Source organism: Marinobacter vinifirmus (genome assembly GCF_002258215.1).
GTDB classification, from domain to species: Bacteria; Pseudomonadota; Gammaproteobacteria; order Pseudomonadales; family Oleiphilaceae; genus Marinobacter; species Marinobacter vinifirmus.
The window spans coordinates 388616-407960 of record NZ_NEFY01000002.1 but is presented as its reverse complement, the minus strand read 5'-3'; the positions used below and the strand labels follow the sequence as shown (position 1 = coordinate 407960).

Annotated in this window: 14 protein-coding genes and 4 tRNA genes; 13 read left to right on the top strand and 5 right to left on the bottom strand. The window is 58.1% G+C overall.

What is annotated here, in order from left to right:
* Positions 1-40: 40 nt before the first annotated feature.
* The gene (locus tag B9Q17_RS04335; RefSeq protein ID WP_094624231.1) at positions 41-820 is read left to right on the top strand and encodes an AraC family transcriptional regulator; all 780 of its coding nucleotides are present in this window, start codon (positions 41-43) and stop codon (positions 818-820) included.
* Positions 821-1122: 302 nt separating this feature from the next.
* Positions 1123-2613, top strand: coding sequence for a sodium/proline symporter PutP (gene putP / locus B9Q17_RS04330; RefSeq protein ID WP_058340088.1), 1491 nt, complete (start codon positions 1123-1125; stop codon positions 2611-2613).
* Between the two features lie 323 nt (positions 2614-2936).
* Here the strand turns inward: putP and B9Q17_RS04325 are convergent, their stop codons facing one another.
* Positions 2937-5531: a bifunctional aconitate hydratase 2/2-methylisocitrate dehydratase gene (locus tag B9Q17_RS04325; protein WP_036219010.1), complete on the bottom strand. Its 2595-nt coding sequence runs from the start codon at positions 5529-5531 to the stop codon at positions 2937-2939.
* A 258-nt stretch (positions 5532-5789) separates the two neighbouring features.
* Between B9Q17_RS04325 and B9Q17_RS04320 the strand changes: the two genes are divergently transcribed.
* The gene (locus tag B9Q17_RS04320; RefSeq protein ID WP_094624230.1) at positions 5790-6398 is read left to right on the top strand and encodes a MiaE family protein; all 609 of its coding nucleotides are present in this window, start codon (positions 5790-5792) and stop codon (positions 6396-6398) included.
* A gap of 289 nt (positions 6399-6687) precedes the next feature.
* Here the strand turns inward: B9Q17_RS04320 and B9Q17_RS04315 are convergent, their stop codons facing one another.
* The gene (locus B9Q17_RS04315) at positions 6688-7566 is read right to left on the bottom strand and encodes a LysR family transcriptional regulator (RefSeq protein WP_094624229.1); all 879 of its coding nucleotides are present in this window, start codon (positions 7564-7566) and stop codon (positions 6688-6690) included.
* A gap of 158 nt (positions 7567-7724) precedes the next feature.
* Here B9Q17_RS04315 and B9Q17_RS04310 point away from each other — a divergent pair, with 158 nt between their 5' ends.
* Positions 7725-8495: a ferredoxin--NADP reductase gene (locus B9Q17_RS04310; RefSeq protein ID WP_022988060.1), complete on the top strand. Its 771-nt coding sequence runs from the start codon at positions 7725-7727 to the stop codon at positions 8493-8495.
* Entirely contained in the window at positions 8496-9329 is an 834-nt protein-coding gene (locus B9Q17_RS04305; protein WP_094624228.1) for a hypothetical protein, read from the top strand.
* Here B9Q17_RS04305 and B9Q17_RS04300 read toward each other — a convergent pair.
* Positions 9324-10049, bottom strand: coding sequence for a UDP-2,3-diacylglucosamine diphosphatase (locus B9Q17_RS04300; RefSeq protein ID WP_094624227.1), 726 nt, complete (start codon positions 10047-10049; stop codon positions 9324-9326). The two genes, B9Q17_RS04305 and B9Q17_RS04300, sit on opposite strands and share 6 nt — an antisense overlap.
* Positions 10046-10546 carry a peptidylprolyl isomerase gene (locus B9Q17_RS04295; RefSeq protein WP_058340083.1) on the bottom strand — a complete coding sequence of 167 codons (501 nt, stop codon included), beginning with the start codon at positions 10544-10546 and terminating at the stop codon, positions 10046-10048. The genes B9Q17_RS04300 and B9Q17_RS04295 overlap by 4 nt, the downstream gene beginning before the upstream one ends.
* A 160-nt stretch (positions 10547-10706) precedes the next feature.
* Here B9Q17_RS04295 and B9Q17_RS04290 point away from each other — a divergent pair, with 160 nt between their 5' ends.
* From B9Q17_RS04290 to B9Q17_RS04280, 3 genes are all read left to right on the top strand, one after another.
* Complete coding sequence (locus B9Q17_RS04290; RefSeq protein WP_094624226.1) at positions 10707-12386, top strand: glutamine--tRNA ligase/YqeY domain fusion protein; 1680 nt, start codon at positions 10707-10709, stop codon at positions 12384-12386.
* Positions 12386-13771 carry a cysteine--tRNA ligase gene (cysS, locus tag B9Q17_RS04285; protein ID WP_094624225.1) on the top strand — a complete coding sequence of 462 codons (1386 nt, stop codon included), beginning with the start codon at positions 12386-12388 and terminating at the stop codon, positions 13769-13771. Before B9Q17_RS04290 ends, cysS begins: the two co-directional genes overlap by 1 nt.
* A 151-nt stretch (positions 13772-13922) precedes the next feature.
* Complete coding sequence (locus tag B9Q17_RS04280) at positions 13923-16103, top strand: malate synthase G (RefSeq protein ID WP_094624224.1); 2181 nt, start codon at positions 13923-13925, stop codon at positions 16101-16103.
* 121 nt (positions 16104-16224) lie between these two features.
* Here B9Q17_RS04280 and folD read toward each other — a convergent pair whose 3' ends face one another.
* A complete protein-coding gene (gene folD / locus B9Q17_RS04275; RefSeq protein ID WP_094624223.1) occupies positions 16225-17085 on the bottom strand; it encodes a bifunctional methylenetetrahydrofolate dehydrogenase/methenyltetrahydrofolate cyclohydrolase FolD in 861 nt (286 codons plus the stop codon).
* A gap of 225 nt (positions 17086-17310) precedes the next feature.
* Between folD and B9Q17_RS04270 the strand changes: the two genes are divergently transcribed.
* The 5 genes from B9Q17_RS04270 to tig all read left to right on the top strand — a co-directional run bounded on the left by B9Q17_RS04270 (position 17311) and on the right by tig (position 19334).
* Positions 17311-17387: transfer RNA gene (locus tag B9Q17_RS04270), tRNA-Pro, on the top strand.
* A gap of 33 nt (positions 17388-17420) precedes the next feature.
* Positions 17421-17497: transfer RNA gene (locus tag B9Q17_RS04265), tRNA-Arg, on the top strand.
* Positions 17498-17585: 88 nt separating this feature from the next.
* A tRNA-His gene (locus B9Q17_RS04260) sits at positions 17586-17661 on the top strand.
* 66 nt (positions 17662-17727) lie between these two features.
* Positions 17728-17812 (top strand) — tRNA-Leu (locus B9Q17_RS04255).
* A gap of 217 nt (positions 17813-18029) precedes the next feature.
* Positions 18030-19334 carry a trigger factor gene (tig, locus tag B9Q17_RS04250; protein ID WP_094624222.1) on the top strand — a complete coding sequence of 435 codons (1305 nt, stop codon included), beginning with the start codon at positions 18030-18032 and terminating at the stop codon, positions 19332-19334.
* Positions 19335-19345 lie beyond the last annotated feature (11 nt).

Below are 19345 nucleotides of genomic sequence, written 5' to 3'. Positions count from 1 at the left end.
TTAATTGCAACACATTCTCGATTAAAGGCGTGCAGCTTGAATGCTTGACGCAAAGCTTCTGAAACTGCCGGTCAATTCACACCAACACCATCACGAACATCACCAGATTGTGGTGGGCGTGCGTGGCGCTGCCGAACTGAGTGTCGACGGCGTGGGTTCGTTTCTGGACACCTGGAAAGCCTGCCTGGTGCCAACCGAAGCCCGGCACGACTACTGCGGGGATCACGAGAACCACGTGCTGGTGATTAACCTGGACCCGCTGAGCCCTGTCCTGGATTCCCCGGCCCATGCCGACTACGAACGCATGGCCGGGGTCTTCGAGAAGCCCCGCACTATCCAGATGGACAACCGGCTGCAGGGCCTTGTGCAGTTTGCCGCCGGAGAATTCGACCGCTCCCCGGATAACGAACCCCTGCACCGGCACCTGGCGGCCAGTATCCTGTATTCCATGGCCGACCGGATTGTAGACGGGCAGGCCACCCGTGCCAGCCGGCATAGCATCAGCCCGGACGCCATTCGCCGGTATATCGTCGATAACCTGCACCGGAAGATCACCGTGCAGGACCTGGCTCGGGAAGCCTGCCTGAGTACCAGCCGTTTCCACGAAGTGTTCCGCGAAGTGTCGGGCATTACCCCGCATCAGTTTCTGATACAGACCCGGCTCGACCAGGCCGTGCGCCTGTTGTCGTCAACGACCCTCTCGGTGTCTGAAATCAGTTACCGGACCGGCTTTTCCTCCCAGAGCGCACTTACCAATGCCCTGCGCAAATACAAGGGAACGACCCCGTCCCGGTTACAGATTGGTGACCGGGTAGCCTGATCTGCCCGTAAAGCCGACAGTCCCGTAGGATTGTGCAAAACAATCGTAGGATTTTGTAAGCCGGGCATCCGTAGTAATACTAACTTATAGCGTCTGTATTCCCGCCTTGCGGAAGCAGGGTAGGCGATTGTCGCAAACCAGCGGCGGTCGACTATAGTGAAGGAGTATCCGTGCGGGTAAGTCCCGCTCCAGTCAGGAAGATTTCAGGTAAACAAGAAAAACAGTGCAGTCCGCAGGCCACGTGCCGGCGCTGTGCTCTGAGAGCGGACCGAGGTCCGACTCACTTAAACCGGAGGAGCCTTATGGCTATTGGCGTTTGGATCAGTCTATTTGCGTACTTTGCAATCATGATTGCCATTGGCATTTATGCAATGCAGAGATCTACGTCTTCATCTGAAGATTACATGCTCGGTGGGCGGGCACTCAGCCCGAAAGTAGCGGCACTGTCTGCCGGTGCTTCCGATATGAGTGGCTGGTTGCTTCTGGGTCTGCCCGGGGCATTGTATGTATCCGGTCTGGCTTCAGCCTGGATCGGTATCGGCCTGTTTGTGGGCGCATTCTTTAACTGGGTTCTGGTGGCACCCCGCCTGCGGGAACAAACCGTTCACTACGGTAACGCCATCACCATCCCGTCTTTCCTTGCAAACCGGTTCCCGACTCAGGCTCTGTCCCTGAGAACCGTGTCTGCCATTGTTATCGTTATCTTCTTTGCGGTTTACACCGCATCCGGCCTGGTTGCCGGTGGCAAGCTGTTTGAAAGTGCCTTTGCCGGCATCTTCAACTTCGGCGGCCTGAGCGATTATGCAGTGGGTATTGTAATCACCCTCGGCGTGGTTCTGGCCTACACCGTAGTAGGTGGCTTCCTGGCAGTGAGCATGACCGACTTCGTGCAGGGCTGCATCATGATGCTGGCACTGGTGATCATGCCGGCAGTTGTGCTGTTCGGTGAAGGTGGCGGTGGCTTTGCTCAGGCGTCCCAGACCTTGAATGAAGTTGATCCGACCTTGCTGTCCTGGACAGAGGGGCTCACCTTTATTGGCTGGCTGTCGGCCGTCACCTGGGGCCTGGGCTATTTTGGCCAGCCGCACATCATCGTGCGCTTCATGGCTATACGTTCCCTGAAAGACGTTCCGACCGCCCGTAACATCGGTATGGGCTGGATGGCGATCTCCCTGATCGGTGCCATCTCACTGGGTATCTTCGGCCGTGCCTACGCCGTTCGTAACGGTATGGACATCGCAGACCCGGAAACCATCTTCATCATCCTGTCTGATCTGCTGTTCCACCCGCTGATCACCGGCTTCCTTTACGCAGCCCTGCTGGCGGCGGTCATGAGCACCATCTCCAGTCAGCTGCTGGTATCGTCTTCCTCACTGACTGAGGATTTCTACCGCCTGTTCCTGCGCAAAGAAGCGACCGACAAAGAGTGCGTCAACGTCGGCCGTGCCTGCGTTGTTGCAGTTGGCCTGGTGGCGGCAGTTATCGCCTCTGACCCGAACTCCCAGGTTCTGGCCCTGGTCAGTAACGCCTGGGCAGGCTTCGGTGCCGCCTTCGGCCCGCTGATCCTGCTGTCCCTGATGTGGTCCCGCACCAACGGCGCCGGTGCCATTGCCGGTATGGTCGTGGGTGCTGCGACTGTAATGATCTGGATCTCCCTGGGCTGGAACGGCAGCTTCATGGGTGGCCCGGGCGTATATGAAATCATCCCTGGTTTCGTTGCCGCCTTCATTGCCATCGTAGTGGTCAGCCTGGCCACCAAGGATTCTGGTGAGTACCAGCATATCCAGCGGTAACAGAATCCACTGATTCACATCAGTGTTCTGACAAGGGCTCCCCAAGGGGAGCCCTTTTTTGTACCTGAAACCCACACATGGTTCTGCGCTGGCCACGGGGTGGGGGAGTCTTTTCTGCAGGGAAAAAGATGTCTGAGCGAAGCGAGTTGTTTTTCCCGGAAGAAAAGACTCCCCCGCCGCGGGGCCGGCAAAACTCCCGAGCCTGAGTTTAGGGCCGGTAATAGCGGCACTGGGTTTCCTGAAAAAGGTAAACCTGAGGCATAAAAAAACGCCAGCCCGAAGGCTGGCGTTTCAGATCAGAGGTAAAGCTACCTCAGAGGGTCTCAGGCTACGGAAGCCTCAGATGCCTTCTGGGTGTACTCTTCCATCTGGTCGAAGTTGAGATACTTGTAGATCTCTTTGGACATGCTGTTCAGGTCCTTGGCGTACTCCATGTACTCCGCAGGAGTCGGGAGTTTGCCCAGTACCGCGCCCACAGCTGCCAGTTCCGCAGAGGTCAGGTACACGTTGGCACCATCACCCAGACGGTTCGGGAAGTTACGGGTAGAGGTAGACAGAACCGTAGACTTGGCAGCTACACGTGCCTGGTTACCCATGCACAGGGAGCAGCCCGGCATCTCGGTGCGAACACCGGCGGTGCCGTAGGTGTTGAAGTAGCCTTCTTCCATCAGCTGCTGCTGGTCCATCTTGGTGGGCGGAGACATCCACAGACGGGTCTTGAGCGGCTCTTTGTTCTGCTCAAGCAGCTTGCCGGCAGCGCGGAAGTGACCGATGTTGGTCATGCAGGAACCGATGAACACTTCGTCTACCTTGTCGCCAGCCACTTCGGACAGGAACTTGGCATCGTCAGGGTCGTTCGGGCAGCACACGATCGGCTCTTTGATGTCGGCCAGGTCGATTTCGACCACGTGGGCGTATTCTGCGTCTGCATCAGCACGCATCAGCTTCGGATTGGCCAGCCACTCTTCCATCTGCTGGGCGCGACGCTCCAGGGTACGCGGATCGCCGTAACCTTCGGCAATCATCCAGCGCAGCATCACGATGTTGGAGCGCAGGTACTCGGCAACAGACTCTTCAGACAGGTTGATGGTACAACCGGCAGCAGAGCGCTCAGCAGAAGCGTCAGACAATTCGAACGCCTGCTCAACGGTCAGGTGCTCCAGACCTTCGATTTCCAGGATGCGGCCAGAGAACTCGTTGATCTTGCCTTTCTTCTCAACGGTCAGCATGCCGTTCTTGATGCCGTACAGCGGAATGGCGTGTACCAGGTCACGCAGGGTGATGCCCGGCTGCATTTCGCCTTTGAAGCGAACCAGAACGGATTCCGGCATATCCAGCGGCATAACGCCGGTGGCTGCAGCAAACGCTACCAGGCCAGAACCGGCCGGGAAGGAGATGCCCATCGGGAAACGGGTGTGGGAGTCACCACCGGTACCCACGGTGTCCGGCAGCAGCATGCGGTTCAGCCAGGAGTGGATGATACCGTCGCCCGGACGCAGGGAAACACCGCCACGGGTACGGATGAAGTCCGGCATGGTGTGCTGCATTTCAACGTCAACCGGCTTCGGATAAGCGGCGGTGTGACAGAAGGACTGCATAACCAGGTCAGCCTGGAAGCCCAGACACGCCAGGTCTTTCAGTTCGTCACGGGTCATCGGACCAGTGGTGTCCTGGGAACCAACAGTGGTCATGTGCGGCTCGCAGTAGGTACCCGGGCGCACGCCCTGGCCTTCTTCCAGACCGCAGGCCTTGCCGACCATCTTCTGGCCCAGGGTGAACCCCTTGGTGCCGGCTTCCGGATCTTTCGGCAGGCGGAACAGGTCTGTCGGGCCCATGCCCAGTGCAGTACGCGCCTTGGCGGTCAGGCCACGGCCGATGATCAGCGGGATACGACCGCCGGCCTGAACTTCGTCCAGGATGACGTCAGACTTGAACTTGAACTCGGAGATGGTCTCGCCGGCTTCGTTCAGGATCTTGCCTTCGTACGGGCGGATTTCGATCACGTCGCCCATGTTCATGTTGTCTACAGGTGCTTCGAAAACCAGGGCGCCGGCATCTTCCATGGTGTTGAAGAAGATCGGGGCAACCTTGTTACCGATACACACACCGCCGGCACGCTTGTTCGGCACGCCCGGGATGTCGTCGCCGAAGAACCACAGAACAGAGTTAGTGGCAGACTTACGGGAAGAACCGGTACCGACTACGTCGCCTACGAAGGCAACCGGCAGGCCCTTGGACTTGATTTCTTCAATCTGGCTCATCGGGCCAGTTACGCCGGGCTCTTCCGGCTTCAGGCCGTCGCGCTCCATCTTATAGGCGGCGCGGGCGTGGAGCGGGATGTCCGGGCGGGACCAGGCATCCGGAGCCGGAGACAGGTCGTCGGTGTTGGTTTCGCCGGTTACCTTGAACACGACCATCTTGGTGCTCTCGGGAACCTTGTTCTTGTTGGTGAACCACTCGGCATTGGCCCAGGACTCAACAACAGACTTGGCAACGGCGTTGCCGGCGTCCATCTTTTCTTTAACGTCGTTGAACGCGTCGAACATCAGCAGGGTGTGCTTGAGTTCTTCACCAGCCAGTTCGGCCAGCTCGCTGTCGTCCAGAAGGTCGACCAGAGTAGCGATGTTGTAGCCGCCCTGCATCATGCCCAGCAGCTGGACAGCCTTCTTCTTGTCGATCAGCGGGGAAGCAGCTTCGCCTTTAACGATCGCGGTCAGGAAAGCAGCTTTTACGTAAGCGGCTTCGTCCACTCCCGGCGGAACGCGGTTTTCCAGCAGGTCAACCAGGGTGGCTTCTTCACCGGCCGGCGGGTTCTTCAGCAGCTCGATCAGACCAGCAGTCTGCTCGGGGTTCAGGGGCTTGGGCGGGATACCCAGGGCTTCACGTTCAGCAACGTGTTCACGATAGGCTTCTAACACGATATGGACCCTCATCAGTTGGAATGTTCCGCGCTGTGGGCGTGGTGCCCGGCGGGAGTTTTTTGGCGAAAAGGCCGCAGGAGCCTCTGAATAAGGCCTCAAATCACCGATGGGGTTTCAGGATTTATTCAGAGACTCCTTGATCTGGCGCTGCATTCTATAGGAAAGCCCTTATAAAGTTAAGTTGGACAGAGGTCGGAGAGATCTGTTAGGTGCGTTATACTCCCGCGCTTGTTGAACCGGACGGTTGCCAAAGCCATGAACGAAGCCCTGCAAGAGATACACGATTTCCTGCCCTGCCGAACGCCATCGCGCTGGATCGAGAACGCCCTGGCCAACCAGGACCTGATGCTGATTGACCACGCCCATTGCGAAAAGAAAGCAGCCTCTACGGCCCTGAGCCTGATGTACCGGTATGTGGACAACACCGACCTGCTGAACAAAATGTCCCGCCTGGCACGGGAAGAACTGCGGCACTTCGAGCAGGTGCTGGCGATCATGAACAAGCGGGGAGTGGCCTACACCCACCTGACACCGGCCCGCTACGCCGCCGGCCTGCGCGAAGCCGTGCGCAAGGACGACCCGGGCCGTCTGGTGGACGTGCTGATTGTCGGTGCCATCATCGAAGCCCGCTCCTGCGAACGCTTCGCAGCCCTGGCACCGCACCTGGATGAGAGACTGGCGGAGTTCTACAACAGCCTGCTGAAATCCGAAGCGCGGCATTACCAGGATTACCTGAAACTGGCGGTACAGGCTAATGGCGGTCCGGTGGATGAGCGGGTGGCGGATTTTCTGGCTATTGAACAGAAGTTGATTGAAGAGCCGGATTCGGAGTTCCGGTTTCATAGCGGGCCTTTGGTTAACTGAAATTTTGCCACGGAATCCACGGAAGGGCACGGAAAAACAAAAACTTATTTGCCACGAAACCCACGAAAGAACACGAAAAATAAGAACTAATTTGCCACGGACACTCACGGAATCACACGGACAACAGCGGTACCGATTTAATCTTTTGTCCGTGAGCGTCTGTGAGTGTCCGTGGCTAAAAAATCTTTAAGGTTTTTATTTTCGTGTCCTTTCGTGGGTTTCGTGGCAAAAAATTCTTTAATCTTTTATTTCCGTGTTTTTCAGTGGATTTCGTGGCAAAAAACAGTCTTTAAAGCTCCTGGCACAAGGCCATCCACCGGGCAATCCCCGCACTTCGGTATTTCTGCTTGTGCAGGATGAAGTAGAAATGCCGGTCAAACTGCCGGTGGGGCACTTTCAGGGGCACCAGGCTGCCGCGTTTGAAGGCATCGGCCAGCACCACCTCTGACAGACATCCGATGCCCAGGTCCGCTTCCACGGCGCGCTTGATGGCTTCGGTGTGTTCCAGTTCCAGCAGTACGTTCAGGTCTGGCAGCAGGCCGTGCATGCCGCGCTCGAAGCTCTGGCGGGTGCCGGAGCCCTGTTCCCTCAAAATCCAGGTGGCGCCGCGAAGGTCGTCGTCGGTCAGTTCGCCCTTTGCTGCCAGCGGGTGGGTAGGGGAGCAGAAGGCTACCAGCCGGTCTTCCCGCCAGGGGATCACTTCCAGTTCCGATGCTTGCAGTTCACCTTCAATCAAGCCGATGTCCAGCTCAAAGTCCCTGACCCGTTTTGCGATGGTGCTGGTGTTGGCCACTTCCAGCGATACTTTCGGCCGGGTAGGGGTATTCATGTATTGGGCCATCACGCCAACGGCCAGATAGTTACCTATGGTCAGTGTGGCACCTACTTTCAGGGCGCCGACTTCCGAGTGCTTGCTCAGGGCCTGTTCCAGTTCGGTGGCCTGGGCCAGCAGGGACTCGGCCTTGGGCCGGTACAGCCTGCCCAGTTCGTTCAGCTGCAGGCGCTTGCCTACGCGGTCGAACAGCTGGATGTCGAACTGGTTTTCCAGTTCCTTCAGGGCACTGCTGGCAGCCGACTGCGACATGGCCAGGGATTCCGCAGCCCGGGTGATGTTCTGGAAGTGGGCGGCGGCAAGGAAGACTTCGAGCTGACGGAAACTGTATTTCATGATTGGTCCGGCACTGTTGCAGCTTTTTTAATGGGTGAGGCCATGTTATCGATAAAATCGAACAGGTTTATGAGAACAGCCTGTTTTGTCGATTTCAAGCGAAAGGTTAAACTGGTTACCAATTGATGACTGACCGCAAATAATCTGGCGAGGGCCCCATGAGCAAAATGATGAAAGAAACCGTGACCAGTGTGCATCACTGGAACGACACCTTGTTCAGTTTCAAAACCAGCCGGGACCCGGGCTTCCGTTTCAAGAACGGCCATTTTGTGATGATCGGCCTGGAAACCGATGGCAAGCCGCTGATGCGTGCCTACAGCATCGCCAGTGCCAATTACGAGGAAGAACTGGAGTTCTTCTCTATCAAAGTGCCCGATGGCCCGCTGACTTCCCGCCTGCAGCAGATCAAGGTAGGTGACGAGATCCTGGTCAGCCGCAAGCCCACTGGCACCCTGGTGCTGGATAACCTGCTGCCGGGCCGCAACCTGTGGCTGATCAGCACCGGTACCGGACTGGCGCCGTTTATGAGCATTATCAAAGACCCGGAAGTGTACGAGGCCTTCGATAAGGTGATCCTCACTCACGGCGTGCGCTACGTGTCTGAGCTGGCGTACCAGCAAGAGATCGACGAATTGCCGGAGAATGAATTCTTTGGCGAGATGGTGTCCGGCAAGCTGCTGTACTACCCGACCGTTACCCGGGAGCCGTTCCGCAACCAGGGCCGCCTGACTGAAGCCATGAAGACCGGCAAGATCACGCGGGATCTGGGCCTGCCGGAATTTGATATCGAGCAGGACCGCTTCATGATTTGCGGCAGCCCGAGCATGCTCAAGGATACCTGCAACATCCTCAACGACATGGGCTTTAAAGAAGCCCGTGGCGGTGACATGGGCCACTATGTTATCGAGCGGGCATTTGTGGAGCAGTAAATGAGGCCGCTGATTCCGTTGTTGCTGACGGCCATGCTGTTGGCCTTGTCCGGGTGCGATGCGGACCGGGACCCGGTGACGGCGGACTCGCTGGCCCTTAAGCCCGCCCAGCTGGACTGGGTGGGCCAGAAAATCTTCGCCAACGAATGCGCCAGCCGGTTCGATTGCCTGGTGCACTGGAATGAAGGCGAAGCCTTTCCGTCTCTGGGTATCGGGCACTTTATCTGGTATCCGGAGGGGGTAGAGGGCCGATTCACAGAAAGTTTCCCCCAGCTTATCCGTTACATGGTGCAACGCCAGGCCAAGGTGCCAGACTGGTTGCGCAGCCTCGAGCCCTTCGATGCGCCCTGGCCTGACAGGGCTGCGTTTCTCGCCCTGGAAGATTCTGCCAGGATTGCCGAGTTGAGAGAGTTTTTGGCCGGAACCCAGGGGCTTCAGGCGGAGTTCATTTTTCGACGGGCAGCGGAATCTCTGGGCAAGATCGTGGCGGCCGCTCCGGAGAGTCGCCAGCAGCAGGTAAGTGCTCACCTGGAAGCTTTGAGTGCTACCCCCGGCGGCGTATACGCCCTTATGGATTATGTGAACTTCAAGGGAGAGGGGCTGGCGGATGGTGAGCGTTACCAGGGCCAAGGCTGGGGGCTGTTGCAGGTATTGCTGGAGATGGACGCGGCCGGTGATAAAACGGAACTGCAGTCGTTCCGGGAAGCCGCCGGCCGGGTGCTTACCCGGCGGGCAGAGAATGCCGGGAACCCGATTGAGCGGGAACGCTGGCTGCCAGGCTGGCTGAAGCGGCTGGAAACCTATCGGGAGCCGGCCGGCGGCCCCGGATCATAGCGGGGCTTTCTTCAGTTGCGGTTCCTGCCCTGAACGGGCTTCCAGCCACCAAACGTGCGTGTCCCAGTCACCCAGAACAATCCGCCGGGCGGGTTCGCCGTTGGCTTCCAGGTCATGGGTGGCCGGGCGGTGAGTGTGGCCGTGGATCATCAGCTGTACGCCATGATGTTCAAGCTCTTTCACCACTTCTTCGGGCGTGACATCCATGATGTCTTCGGCTTTGCCCTGATTCTTGGCCATGGACATCTGGCGTAGCTGTCGCGCCATCTGCTGGCGGTCTTCCAGTGGGCGGGCCAGCATCATTTTCTGCATCTGCGGATTACGCATGTTGGCCCGGAACTTCTGGTATTCCACGTCGGCGGTGCACAGGCTGTCGCCATGCATCAGCAGGGCAGGGGTGCCGTACAGGTCGATCACAGTAGGGTCGTCCAGCAGGGTGGCGCCGGCCCGCTCGCAGTAGTCATTGCCGATCAGGAAGTCACGGTTGCCGTGCATCAGGAAAATCTCTGTGCCACTGTCCCGCACTTCACGGAGTGCCGCAGCTACCTGTTCCTGTAGCGGCGTGCGTTCGTCATCGCCAATCCAGGCTTCAAAGAAGTCGCCCAGAATGTACAGCTGCTCCACACCCATGGCGTGGGTTTTCAGGAACCCGAGAAAGGCGCCCGTGATGCCCGGGCGCGATTCTTCCAGGTGCAGGTCGGAGATAAACAGCGTGGTCACGCGTCCTCCAGAACCTCGGCCTTCTCGATAACCACGTCCTCGAAGGGAACGTCCTGGTGGCCGGCGTTCATGGTGGTGCGAACGGCGCGGATCTGATTCACCGTGTCCATGCCGTCGACAACCTTACCGAACACGCAGTAACCCCAGCCTTCAGCATTCTTGGCGGTGTGGTCCAGGAAGCCGTTGTCCTGCACGTTGATGAAGAACTGGGCAGTTGCGGAGTGCGGATCCATGGTGCGGGCCATGGCGATGGTGCCGGTTTTGTTGCTCAGGCCGTTATCGGCTTCGTTCTGGATTGGCTCGCGGGTTTTACGCGGAGTCATGCCTGGCTCGAAGCCGCCGCCCTGGATCATGAAATTGCTGATTACCCGGTGGAAGATCAGGCCATCGTAGAAACCTTCACGAACATACTGTTCGAAGTTCTTGGCGGTTTCCGGCGCGTTTTCGTAGTCCAGTTCCAGTTTGATATCACCGAGGTTGGTTTTCAGCAGAATCATCAGGGCTTCCTGTAGTTTGAGGTCGGAATGATCAAAGTCGCTATTGTACTGAAGAGTTTCGTTGTGTGCATGAGTCCTGAGACTATTTGTGGGTATAATAGGCGGTTTCACGGAGCCTTCGGATTGCTCCCATGTTTCATCCCCCGTTGACAGAGATTGTATGAGCGCCGAGTCGAAGAAAGCCCACAACTTTATTCAAAGCCTGATCGAAGATGCCATCGCCAAGGGCGAGCACACCGGCACGGTCGTTACCCGTTTTCCGCCGGAGCCCAATGGATATCTGCACGTTGGTCACGCCAAGTCCATTTGCCTGAACTTCGGCATTGCCGAAACCTTCGGTGGCGAATGCAACCTGCGCTTTGATGACACCAACCCGGAAAAAGAAAGCCAGGAGTATATCGACGCCATCAAGCAGGATGTCGAGTGGCTGGGTTACAAATGGGCAGACGAAGTACTCTACGCTTCCGATTACTTTGACCAGCTGTATTTATTCGCGGAAGAGCTGATCCAGAAGGGCAAGGCCTATGTGTGCGCGCTGAATGCCGAACAGATGGCCGAGTACCGGGGTTCCCTGAAAGAGCCGGGCAAGAACAGCCCGTACCGGGACCGTCCGGTGGAAGAGAGCCTGCAGTTGTTCCGGGATATGCGCGACGGCAAGTTCCAGAACGGCGAGCTGGTGTTGCGGGCCAAGATTGACATGGCCTCCCCGAACATCAACATGCGGGACCCGATCCTGTACCGCATTCGCTATGCCGACCACCACCAGACCGGCAGCAAGTGGTGCATCTACCCGATGTACGACTTTACCCACCCGATTTCCGATGCCCTGGAAGGGATTACCCATTCCCTGTGCACCCTGGAGTTTGAAGATCACCGGCCGCTGTACGACTGGGTGCTGGATAACATCACCATTCCGTGCCACCCGCGCCAGATCGAATTTGCCCGGCTCAACCTGAACTACACCATCACCAGCAAGCGCAAGCTGAAGCGGCTGGTGGACGAAAACGTGGTCGACGGCTGGAACGATCCCAGGATGCCGACCATTTCGGGCATGCGTCGCCGTGGCTATACCCCGGAATCCATCCGCAGCTTCTGCGACATGATCGGTGTGAACAAGGCTGGCGGTACCGTGGATGTGGGCATGCTGGAATATGCCATTCGTGAAGACCTGAACGACCGGGCGCCCCGCGCCATGTGCGTGATGCGGCCGCTCAAGGTGACCCTGACCAACTACCCGGCCGACCAGGTTGAAACCCTGACCCTGCCGGTGCATCCGCAGAAGCCGGAAATGGGTGAGCGGGAAGTGACCTGGAGCCAGACCCTGTACATCGACCGGGAAGACTTCGAGATGGAACCGCCGCGCAAGTGGAAGCGGCTGGCTCCGGACCAGGCAGTGCGCCTGCGCGGCGGTTACGTGATGACCTGCAAAGAGGTTGTGCGTGATGACAGCGGCGAGATTGTCGAGCTGAAGTGCGAATACGATCCGAACACTCTGGGCGTGAACCCCGAAGGCTACAAGCCTAACGGCGTGATTCACTGGGTATCGGCCAGTGACAGCGTTGAGTCCGACATCAATCTGTACGACCGCCTGTTCAACCACGAGAATCCGGACAGCGACAAGGAAGGCGACTTCCTGGACCACCTGAACCCGGACTCCCTGGTGGTGCTGAAGGGCGCGCGGGTAGAGAAGAGCCTGGCCGAGCCGCGCACCGACCTGCCTTACCAGTTCGAGCGGGAAGGCTATTTCTTCTGCGACCAGGAACTGACCGCCAAGGCCGGCAAGCCGGTGTTCAACCGTACCGTGACCCTGAGGGATTCCTGGGGTAAGGGAGGCAAGTAATGCGCATCTACAACACGCTGACGCAGCAAAAGGAAGAGTTCAAAACCATCGAGCCGGGCAAGGTGCGCATGTATGTGTGCGGCATGACGGTTTACGACTACTGCCACCTGGGCCATGCCCGGGTGCTGGTGGCCTTCGATGTGATTACCCGGTACCTGCGCCACCGTGGTTATGATGTGCACTACGTGCGCAACATTACCGATATCGACGACAAGATCCTGCGTCGGGCGGACGAAAACGGTGAGGTCTACACCGACCTGACCGGCCGCATGATCCACGCCATGCACGAAGACGAAGCGCGTCTGGGCGTGCTGGCGCCCAATGACGAGCCCCGGGCGACAGCTTACATCGACGACATCATCGCCATGATCCAGACCCTGATTTCCGGCGGTCACGCCTATGCGGCGGACAACGGCGATGTGTACTTTGCGGTGGATTCATTCCCGGATTACGGCAAGCTCAGCAAGAAGAAGCTGGAGGACCTGCTGGCAGGTGCCCGTGTGGACGTGCAGGAAGCCAAGCGCAGCCCGGCGGACTTCGCCCTGTGGAAAGCCGCCAAGCCGGGTGAGGTGAGCTGGCAGTCGCCCTGGGGTGAAGGTCGCCCGGGCTGGCACATCGAGTGCTCTGCCATGTCCACCAAGTGCTTGGGTGATACCTTCGATATCCACGGCGGCGGCCCGGACCTGCTGTTCCCGCACCACGAGAACGAGATTGCCCAGTCCGAGTGCGCCACTGGCCACAAGTTTGTGCACACCTGGATGCACGCCGGCGCCATTCGTGTAAATAAAGAAAAGATGTCCAAGTCTCTGGGCAACTTCTTCACCATCCGCGAGATCCTGGAAAAATACCCGGCGGAAGTGGTGCGCTACTTCCTGGTGTCCAGCCACTACCGCAGCCAGGTCGACTATTCCGAAGACAACCTGGCCGAAGCTGGCCGCACGCTGACCAAGCTGTATCACGCCCTGCGTGGTATTACGCCGGCCAAGGAAGCCGATGTGCCGGAGTCCGACCATGATCGCCGGTTTGCCGAGGCTATGGACGACGATTTCAACACTGCCGGCGCCATTGCTGTGTTGCACGCGGTAGCTAATGACATCAATCATCAGCGCCGGGGAGGTGACGAAGAGGCTGCCAAGCGCAGTGCGGCCGTGCTGGTGCGTTTGGGTGCGGTGCTGGGCTTGCTGCAGCAGGACCCGGAAGCTTTCTTCCAGGCGGATACCGGCAGTGAGCTGACGGCGGAAGATATCGAGGCGATGATCCAGGCCCGCGCCGACGCGCGCAAGGGGAAGGATTTTGCCGAAGCAGACCGCATTCGCGATGAACTGCTGGACAAGGGCATTATCCTGGATGACAGCCGGGAAGGAACCACCTGGCGCCGCGCCTGAGATCCGGTTGATACACATAAAGTCGCATTGTGCTGAGTGGGAATGACCTTGTAGGGATTTTCACGTACAATACGCCGCTCAAATACTAATGCCCCCGCACCTGGTGCGCTAAGGGGGAGTCGGGAAACATAACCCATCGAGGCAAGCAACGATGACAGAACGCGTTCAAGTTGGCGGCATTCAGATCGCCAAGAATCTGTACGATTTCGTAAACAACGAAGCGATCCCGGGTACCGGCGTTGACGCTGACAAATTCTGGGCCGAGTTCGACAAGATTGTGAACGAGCTGGCTCCGCGCAACCGCGACCTGCTGGTCAAGCGCGACGAGATCCAGGAAAAAATGGACACCTGGAACCGTGATCATAAAGGCCAGAAACTGGACATGGCCGAGTACAAGGCCTTCCTGAAAGAGATCGGTTACCTGGTTGACGAGCCGGCGGATTTCAAAATTTCTACCGCCAACGTAGACCCGGAAATCGCCACCATGGCCGGCCCGCAGCTGGTTGTGCCGATCATGAACGCCCGTTTTGCCCTGAACGCTGCCAATGCCCGTTGGGGTAGCCTGTACGATGCCCTGTACGGCACCGATGCTATTTCCGAGGAAGGCGGTGCCGAGAAAGGCCGTGGTTACAACCCGGTTCGTGGTGCCAAGGTTATCGAGTGGGCCCGCAAACTGCTGGACGGCTCCGCGCCCCTGGCTTCCGGCAGCCATAACGATGCTGCCAGGTACTACATCGACGGCGGCAAGCTGGCGGTGAAACTGCAGAACGGTGAAGTGACCGGCCTGAAAGACGAGTCCGGCTTTGTGGGTTACACCGGCGCTGCCGATGCACCTACCGGTATTCTGCTGGTGAAGAACGGCATGCACTTCGAAATCCAGGTCGATGCCAGCCATCCGATCGGTAAAGACGACGGTGCCAACGTTAAAGACGTTCTGATGGAATCAGCCCTGACCACCATCATGGACTGCGAAGACTCCGTGGCTGCCGTAGACGCGGATGACAAGGTGCTGGCCTACAAAAACTGGCTGGGCCTGATGAAGGGTGACCTGGAAGAGTCCTTCGAGAAAGGCGGTCAGATGATGACCCGTCGCATGAATGGCGACCGCAGCTACACCGGCGCTGACGGCAGCGAAGTTACCCTGAAGGGCCGCAGCCTGCTGTTTGTTCGTAACGTCGGCCACCTGATGACTAACCCGGCTATCCTGCTGAAAGACGGCAGCGAGATTCCGGAAGGCCTGATGGACGGCCTGGTTACGTCCCTGATTGCCATCCACGACCTGAAGGGTGACGGCAAGTTCCAGAACAGCACCAAGGGTTCTGTGTACATTGTTAAGCCCAAGCAGCACGGCCCGGAAGAAGTGGCCTTCACCAACGAATTCTTCGGCCGCGTTGAAGATGCCCTTGGCCTGCCGCGCTTTACCCTGAAAGTCGGCATTATGGACGAAGAGCGTCGCACCACGGTTAACCTGAAAGCCTGTATCCACGCTGCCAAAGAGCGCACCGTGTTTATCAACACCGGCTTCCTGGACCGTACCGGCGACGAGATTCACACCTCCATGGAGCTGGGTCCGTTCATCCGTAAGGGTGAGATGAAACAGGCGGCCTGGATCAGCGCCTACGAGCAGTGGAACGTGGACATCGGCCTGGAAACCGGCCTGTCTGGTGTTGCCCAGATCGGTAAGGGCATGTGGGCCATGCCGGACCTGATGGCTGGCATGCTGGAAGCGAAGATCGGTCATCCGAAAGCGGGTGCCAACACGGCATGGGTTCCGTCTCCGACTGCCGCTACCCTGCACGCCACGCACTACCACCAGGTGAATGTGTTCGACGTACAGAAAGAACTGGCTAACCGCGAGCGTGCGTCCCTGGAGGACATCCTGACGGTGCCGGTGATGGAAGATCCGTCTGCCCTGACTGCCGAAGACATCCAGCAAGAACTGGACAACAACGCCCAGGGTATTCTCGGCTACGTAGTTCGCTGGATCGATTCCGGTGTTGGCTGCTCCAAGGTGCCGGATATCAACGACATCGGCCTGATGGAAGACCGCGCAACCCTGCGTATCTCTTCCCAGCTGCTGACCAACTGGCTGTACCACGGTATCTGCACCGAAGGGCAGATCATGGAAACCATGAAGCGCATGGCTGCCGTGGTCGACAAGCAGAACGCTGGCGATGCCGGGTACCGCAACATGGCGCCGAACTTCGACGACAGCATTGCCTTCCAGGCGGCTGTGGACCTGGTTCTGAAAGGTCGCGAACAGCCGGCCGGCTACACCGAGCCGCTGCTGCACGCCTATCGTCAGAAGGCAAAAGCCAAGTACGGTCAGTAAGACCGGACACAAAAAACCCCGCCTCGGCGGGGTTTTTTATGGGCCTTGCAGGCTACAAGGGGGTCGTACCCCCGGCGGGGGTACGACCCCACCCTTCTGTAAGCGCCGGTCTCCGAAGAATCTAGACCTCCGAATGCAGCACATCCGCCGCATACAAGGTGTTCTCCAGTAGCGTGGCAATGGTCATCGGTCCCACACCACCGGGAACCGGGGTGATATAAGCGGCCCGCGCAGCTGCCGCCTCAAAGTCCACGTCGCCACACAGTTTTCCGTCGGCCATCCGGTTAATGCCTACATCAATCACCGTGGCGCCGGGTTTTACCCATTCGCCCTTGATGATGCCGGGTTTGCCCACTGCGGCGACCAGGATGTCTGCTTCGCTGACAAACTTTTCCAGGTTGTCGGTAAAGCGGTGGCATACGGTGGTGGTGGCGCCTTTGAGCAGCAGCTCCATGCACATGGGGCGGCCGACGATGTTGGAAGCACCCACAATCACGGCGTGCTGGCCTTTATAGGATGTGCCAACGGAGTCCAGCAGGGTAATCACGCCAGCCGGTGTGCAGGGGCGCAGGGCGGGCTTGCGCTGCATCAGGCGGCCGGTGTTGTAGGGGTGGAAGCCGTCCACATCTTTGTCCGGACGAATTTTTACCAGGATCGGGTCTGCGTCCAGGTGTGAGGGCAGGGGAAGCTGTACCAGGATGCCGTCTACCGTCGGGTTTTCGTTCAGCTCGTCTACCAGGGCTTCAAGGGTCTGCTGGGAGGTGTCTGCGGGCAGGTCGTAAGACAGTGAAAGGATACCGGCCTGTTCGCAAGCTTTGCGCTTGTTGCCTACATAAACTTGCGAGGCGGGATCGTTGCCGACCAGTACCACGGCCAGGCCTGGTACACGAAGCCCCTTCTGTTTGCGGGCTTCCACGCCGGCAGCAACCCGCTGCCGGACCTGTGCGGCAATGTCTTTTCCGTTAATCAGTTTGGCGCTCATGTTTCCGTCTTGTCGGTTGGGCATGAATAGTGGTGAAGTGAGGCAGCGCATTGTCTCATGCTTCGGCGTGAACGCCAATGTAGCTTCCCGGAGGGAACTTTTGCCGGGGCAGGCAGTCTTCTGAATCAACGTTATACGCAGGTTTTTTAAAATCCGTGTTGACGGATGCCTCAGGCGCCGGTAATATGCGCGCCAACTTTGCTGAGGCACTTGTTGTTCAGTTAACGGGGTATAGCGCAGTCTGGTAGCGCGCCTGCTTTGGGAGCAGGATGTCGGGAGTTCGAATCTCTCTACCCCGACCATTTTTCTGGATGTTCAGGTGGGCGAACGGTCAAGCGCCCGTAGCTCAGCTGGATAGAGCATCCGCCTTCTAAGCGGATGGTCGCAGGTTCGAGTCCTGCCGGGCGCGCCATACTGCTCGAAGCAGGTTGGCACCGGACTCGCCGAACCAGCAAAGTTGAAGTAAGCAGATGCGTACCGTAAGGTACCTCCCTGATGTGGTGGACGTAGCTCAGTTGGTAGAGCTCAGGATTGTGACTCCTGCGGTCGAGGGTTCGAACCCCTTCGTCCACCCCACTTTTCCCCTTGTTTGTTTCCGCGGTTCTGACCTTCCCGTTCCGGGATCGGTGCTGCGACGGATATGCGAGAGTGGCGGAATTGGTAGACGCACTGGATTTAGGTTCCAGCGGGGCAACCCGTGAGAGTTCAAGTCTCTCCTCTCGCACCACCCTTTCTTTTTTCTGATTTGTCCCCATCTTTTGTCCAGTCCGGTTGTGGTGCTGGTCTCAAACCGTTATTCCGTCGTGTCGGGTGATTCTCTCGGCAGGGTAAACCGTGATAAACTACCGGCTTTTAATTTTGCGTCCCTTTGAGGTGAACCGCTTCATTCGGGATTTTGTTTTAATTTTCATTCACATACAGAATCTGTAATTTGAGGATCTTCCATGCAAGTGTCTGTTGAAACGACCTCCAACATCGAGCGTCGCATGACGATTGGTGTGCCCGCCCAGGAAATCGACCAGGCGGTCCAGAAACGCCTGCAGGAAACTGCCCGTACTGTTCGCCTGAACGGTTTCCGCCCTGGCAAGGTGCCCATGAGCGTGGTCAAGCGTCGTTTCGGTGACAGCATCCGCCAGGAAATTGTTGGCGAGGTTATGCGCGACAACTACATCAAGGCACTGCAGGAGCAGGACGTTAACCCGGCCGGCTGGCCGCGGTTCGAGCCGAAGACCATGGAAGAGGGCAAAGACCTCGAGTTCGTGGCTATCTTTGAAGTGCTGCCGGAAATCGAGCTGGGCGACCTGAGCAAGGTTGAAGTCGAGAAGCCGGTGTCTGAAGTGACTGACAAAGACATCGATACCATGATCGATAACCTGCGTCGTCAGCAGGCCACCATGAAGGAAGTGAAGCGCAAGTCCAAGAACAAGGACGTTGTTACCATCGACTTCAAAGGCTCCATCGACGGTGAAGAGTTCGAAGGCGGCTCCGCTGAAGGCCATCGCCTGACCCTGGGCTCCGGCCAGATGATTCCGGGCTTCGAGAAGGGCATTGTTGGTGGTAAGGCCGGCGAAGAGCTGGAAATCGACGTGGAATTCCCTGCGGATTACCACAACGAAGACCTGGCCGGTAAGCCTGCCAAGTTCGCTATCACCATTCACAACGTTGAAGAGCCGCAGCTGCCTGAACTGAACGAAGAGTTCTTCCAGAAGTTCGGTATCGAAGCCGAAGACGAAGCGGCCTTCCGTGAGGAAGTGAAGAAGAACATGGAGCGCGAGCTCAAGCAGGCGGTTTCCAACAAGGTCAAGAACGACGTTGTTGAAGGCCTGCTGGCGACCACCGAGCTGGACATTCCGTCTGCCCTGGTAGACCAGGAAATCGACCGTCTGCGCCAGGACGCTGTTCAGCGTTTCGGTGGCCAGGTTGACTTCCAGCAGCTGCCGAAGGAAATCTTTGAAGACCAGGCCAAGCGCCGCGTGAAGACCGGCCTGCTGTTCCAGGAAGTGGTCAAGAAGAACGACCTGAAAGCCGACGACGCCAAGGTTGAAGAGAAGATCCAGGAAATCGCTTCTACCTACGAGCAGCCGGACGAAGTTATCGCCCACTTCAGCAGCAACCCGGATCAGAAGGCCCAGGTTGAGTCTTCTGTGCTGGAAGATGCCGTGGTTGACCACGTCCTGGCCCAGGCCAAGGTGAGCGAGAAGAAAATGAAGTACGAAGAAGCAGTAGCCGCTGGTCAGCAGCAGCGCTGATCAGGCCCGGG

Bases quoted from the DNA above. Each gene is read 5' to 3' on its own strand.
- B9Q17_RS04335 (WP_094624231.1), top strand. From the start codon at position 41: ATGCTTGACGCAAAGCTTCTGAAACTGCCGGTCAATTCACACCAACAC.
- B9Q17_RS04315 (WP_094624229.1), bottom strand. From the start codon at position 7,566: ATGAAATACAGTTTCCGTCAGCTCGAAGTCTTCCTTGCCGCCGCCCAC.
- B9Q17_RS04280 (WP_094624224.1), top strand. From the start codon at position 13,923: ATGACAGAACGCGTTCAAGTTGGCGGCATTCAGATCGCCAAGAATCTG.
- B9Q17_RS04290 (WP_094624226.1), top strand. From the start codon at position 10,707: ATGAGCGCCGAGTCGAAGAAAGCCCACAACTTTATTCAAAGCCTGATC.
- tig (WP_094624222.1), top strand. From the start codon at position 18,030: ATGCAAGTGTCTGTTGAAACGACCTCCAACATCGAGCGTCGCATGACG.
- B9Q17_RS04320 (WP_094624230.1), top strand. From the start codon at position 5,790: ATGAACGAAGCCCTGCAAGAGATACACGATTTCCTGCCCTGCCGAACG.
- B9Q17_RS04305 (WP_094624228.1), top strand. From the start codon at position 8,496: ATGAGGCCGCTGATTCCGTTGTTGCTGACGGCCATGCTGTTGGCCTTG.
- B9Q17_RS04295 (WP_058340083.1), bottom strand. From the start codon at position 10,546: ATGATTCTGCTGAAAACCAACCTCGGTGATATCAAACTGGAACTGGAC.
- folD (WP_094624223.1), bottom strand. From the start codon at position 17,085: ATGAGCGCCAAACTGATTAACGGAAAAGACATTGCCGCACAGGTCCGG.
- B9Q17_RS04310 (WP_022988060.1), top strand. From the start codon at position 7,725: ATGAGCAAAATGATGAAAGAAACCGTGACCAGTGTGCATCACTGGAAC.
- putP (WP_058340088.1), top strand. From the start codon at position 1,123: ATGGCTATTGGCGTTTGGATCAGTCTATTTGCGTACTTTGCAATCATG.
- cysS (WP_094624225.1), top strand. From the start codon at position 12,386: ATGCGCATCTACAACACGCTGACGCAGCAAAAGGAAGAGTTCAAAACC.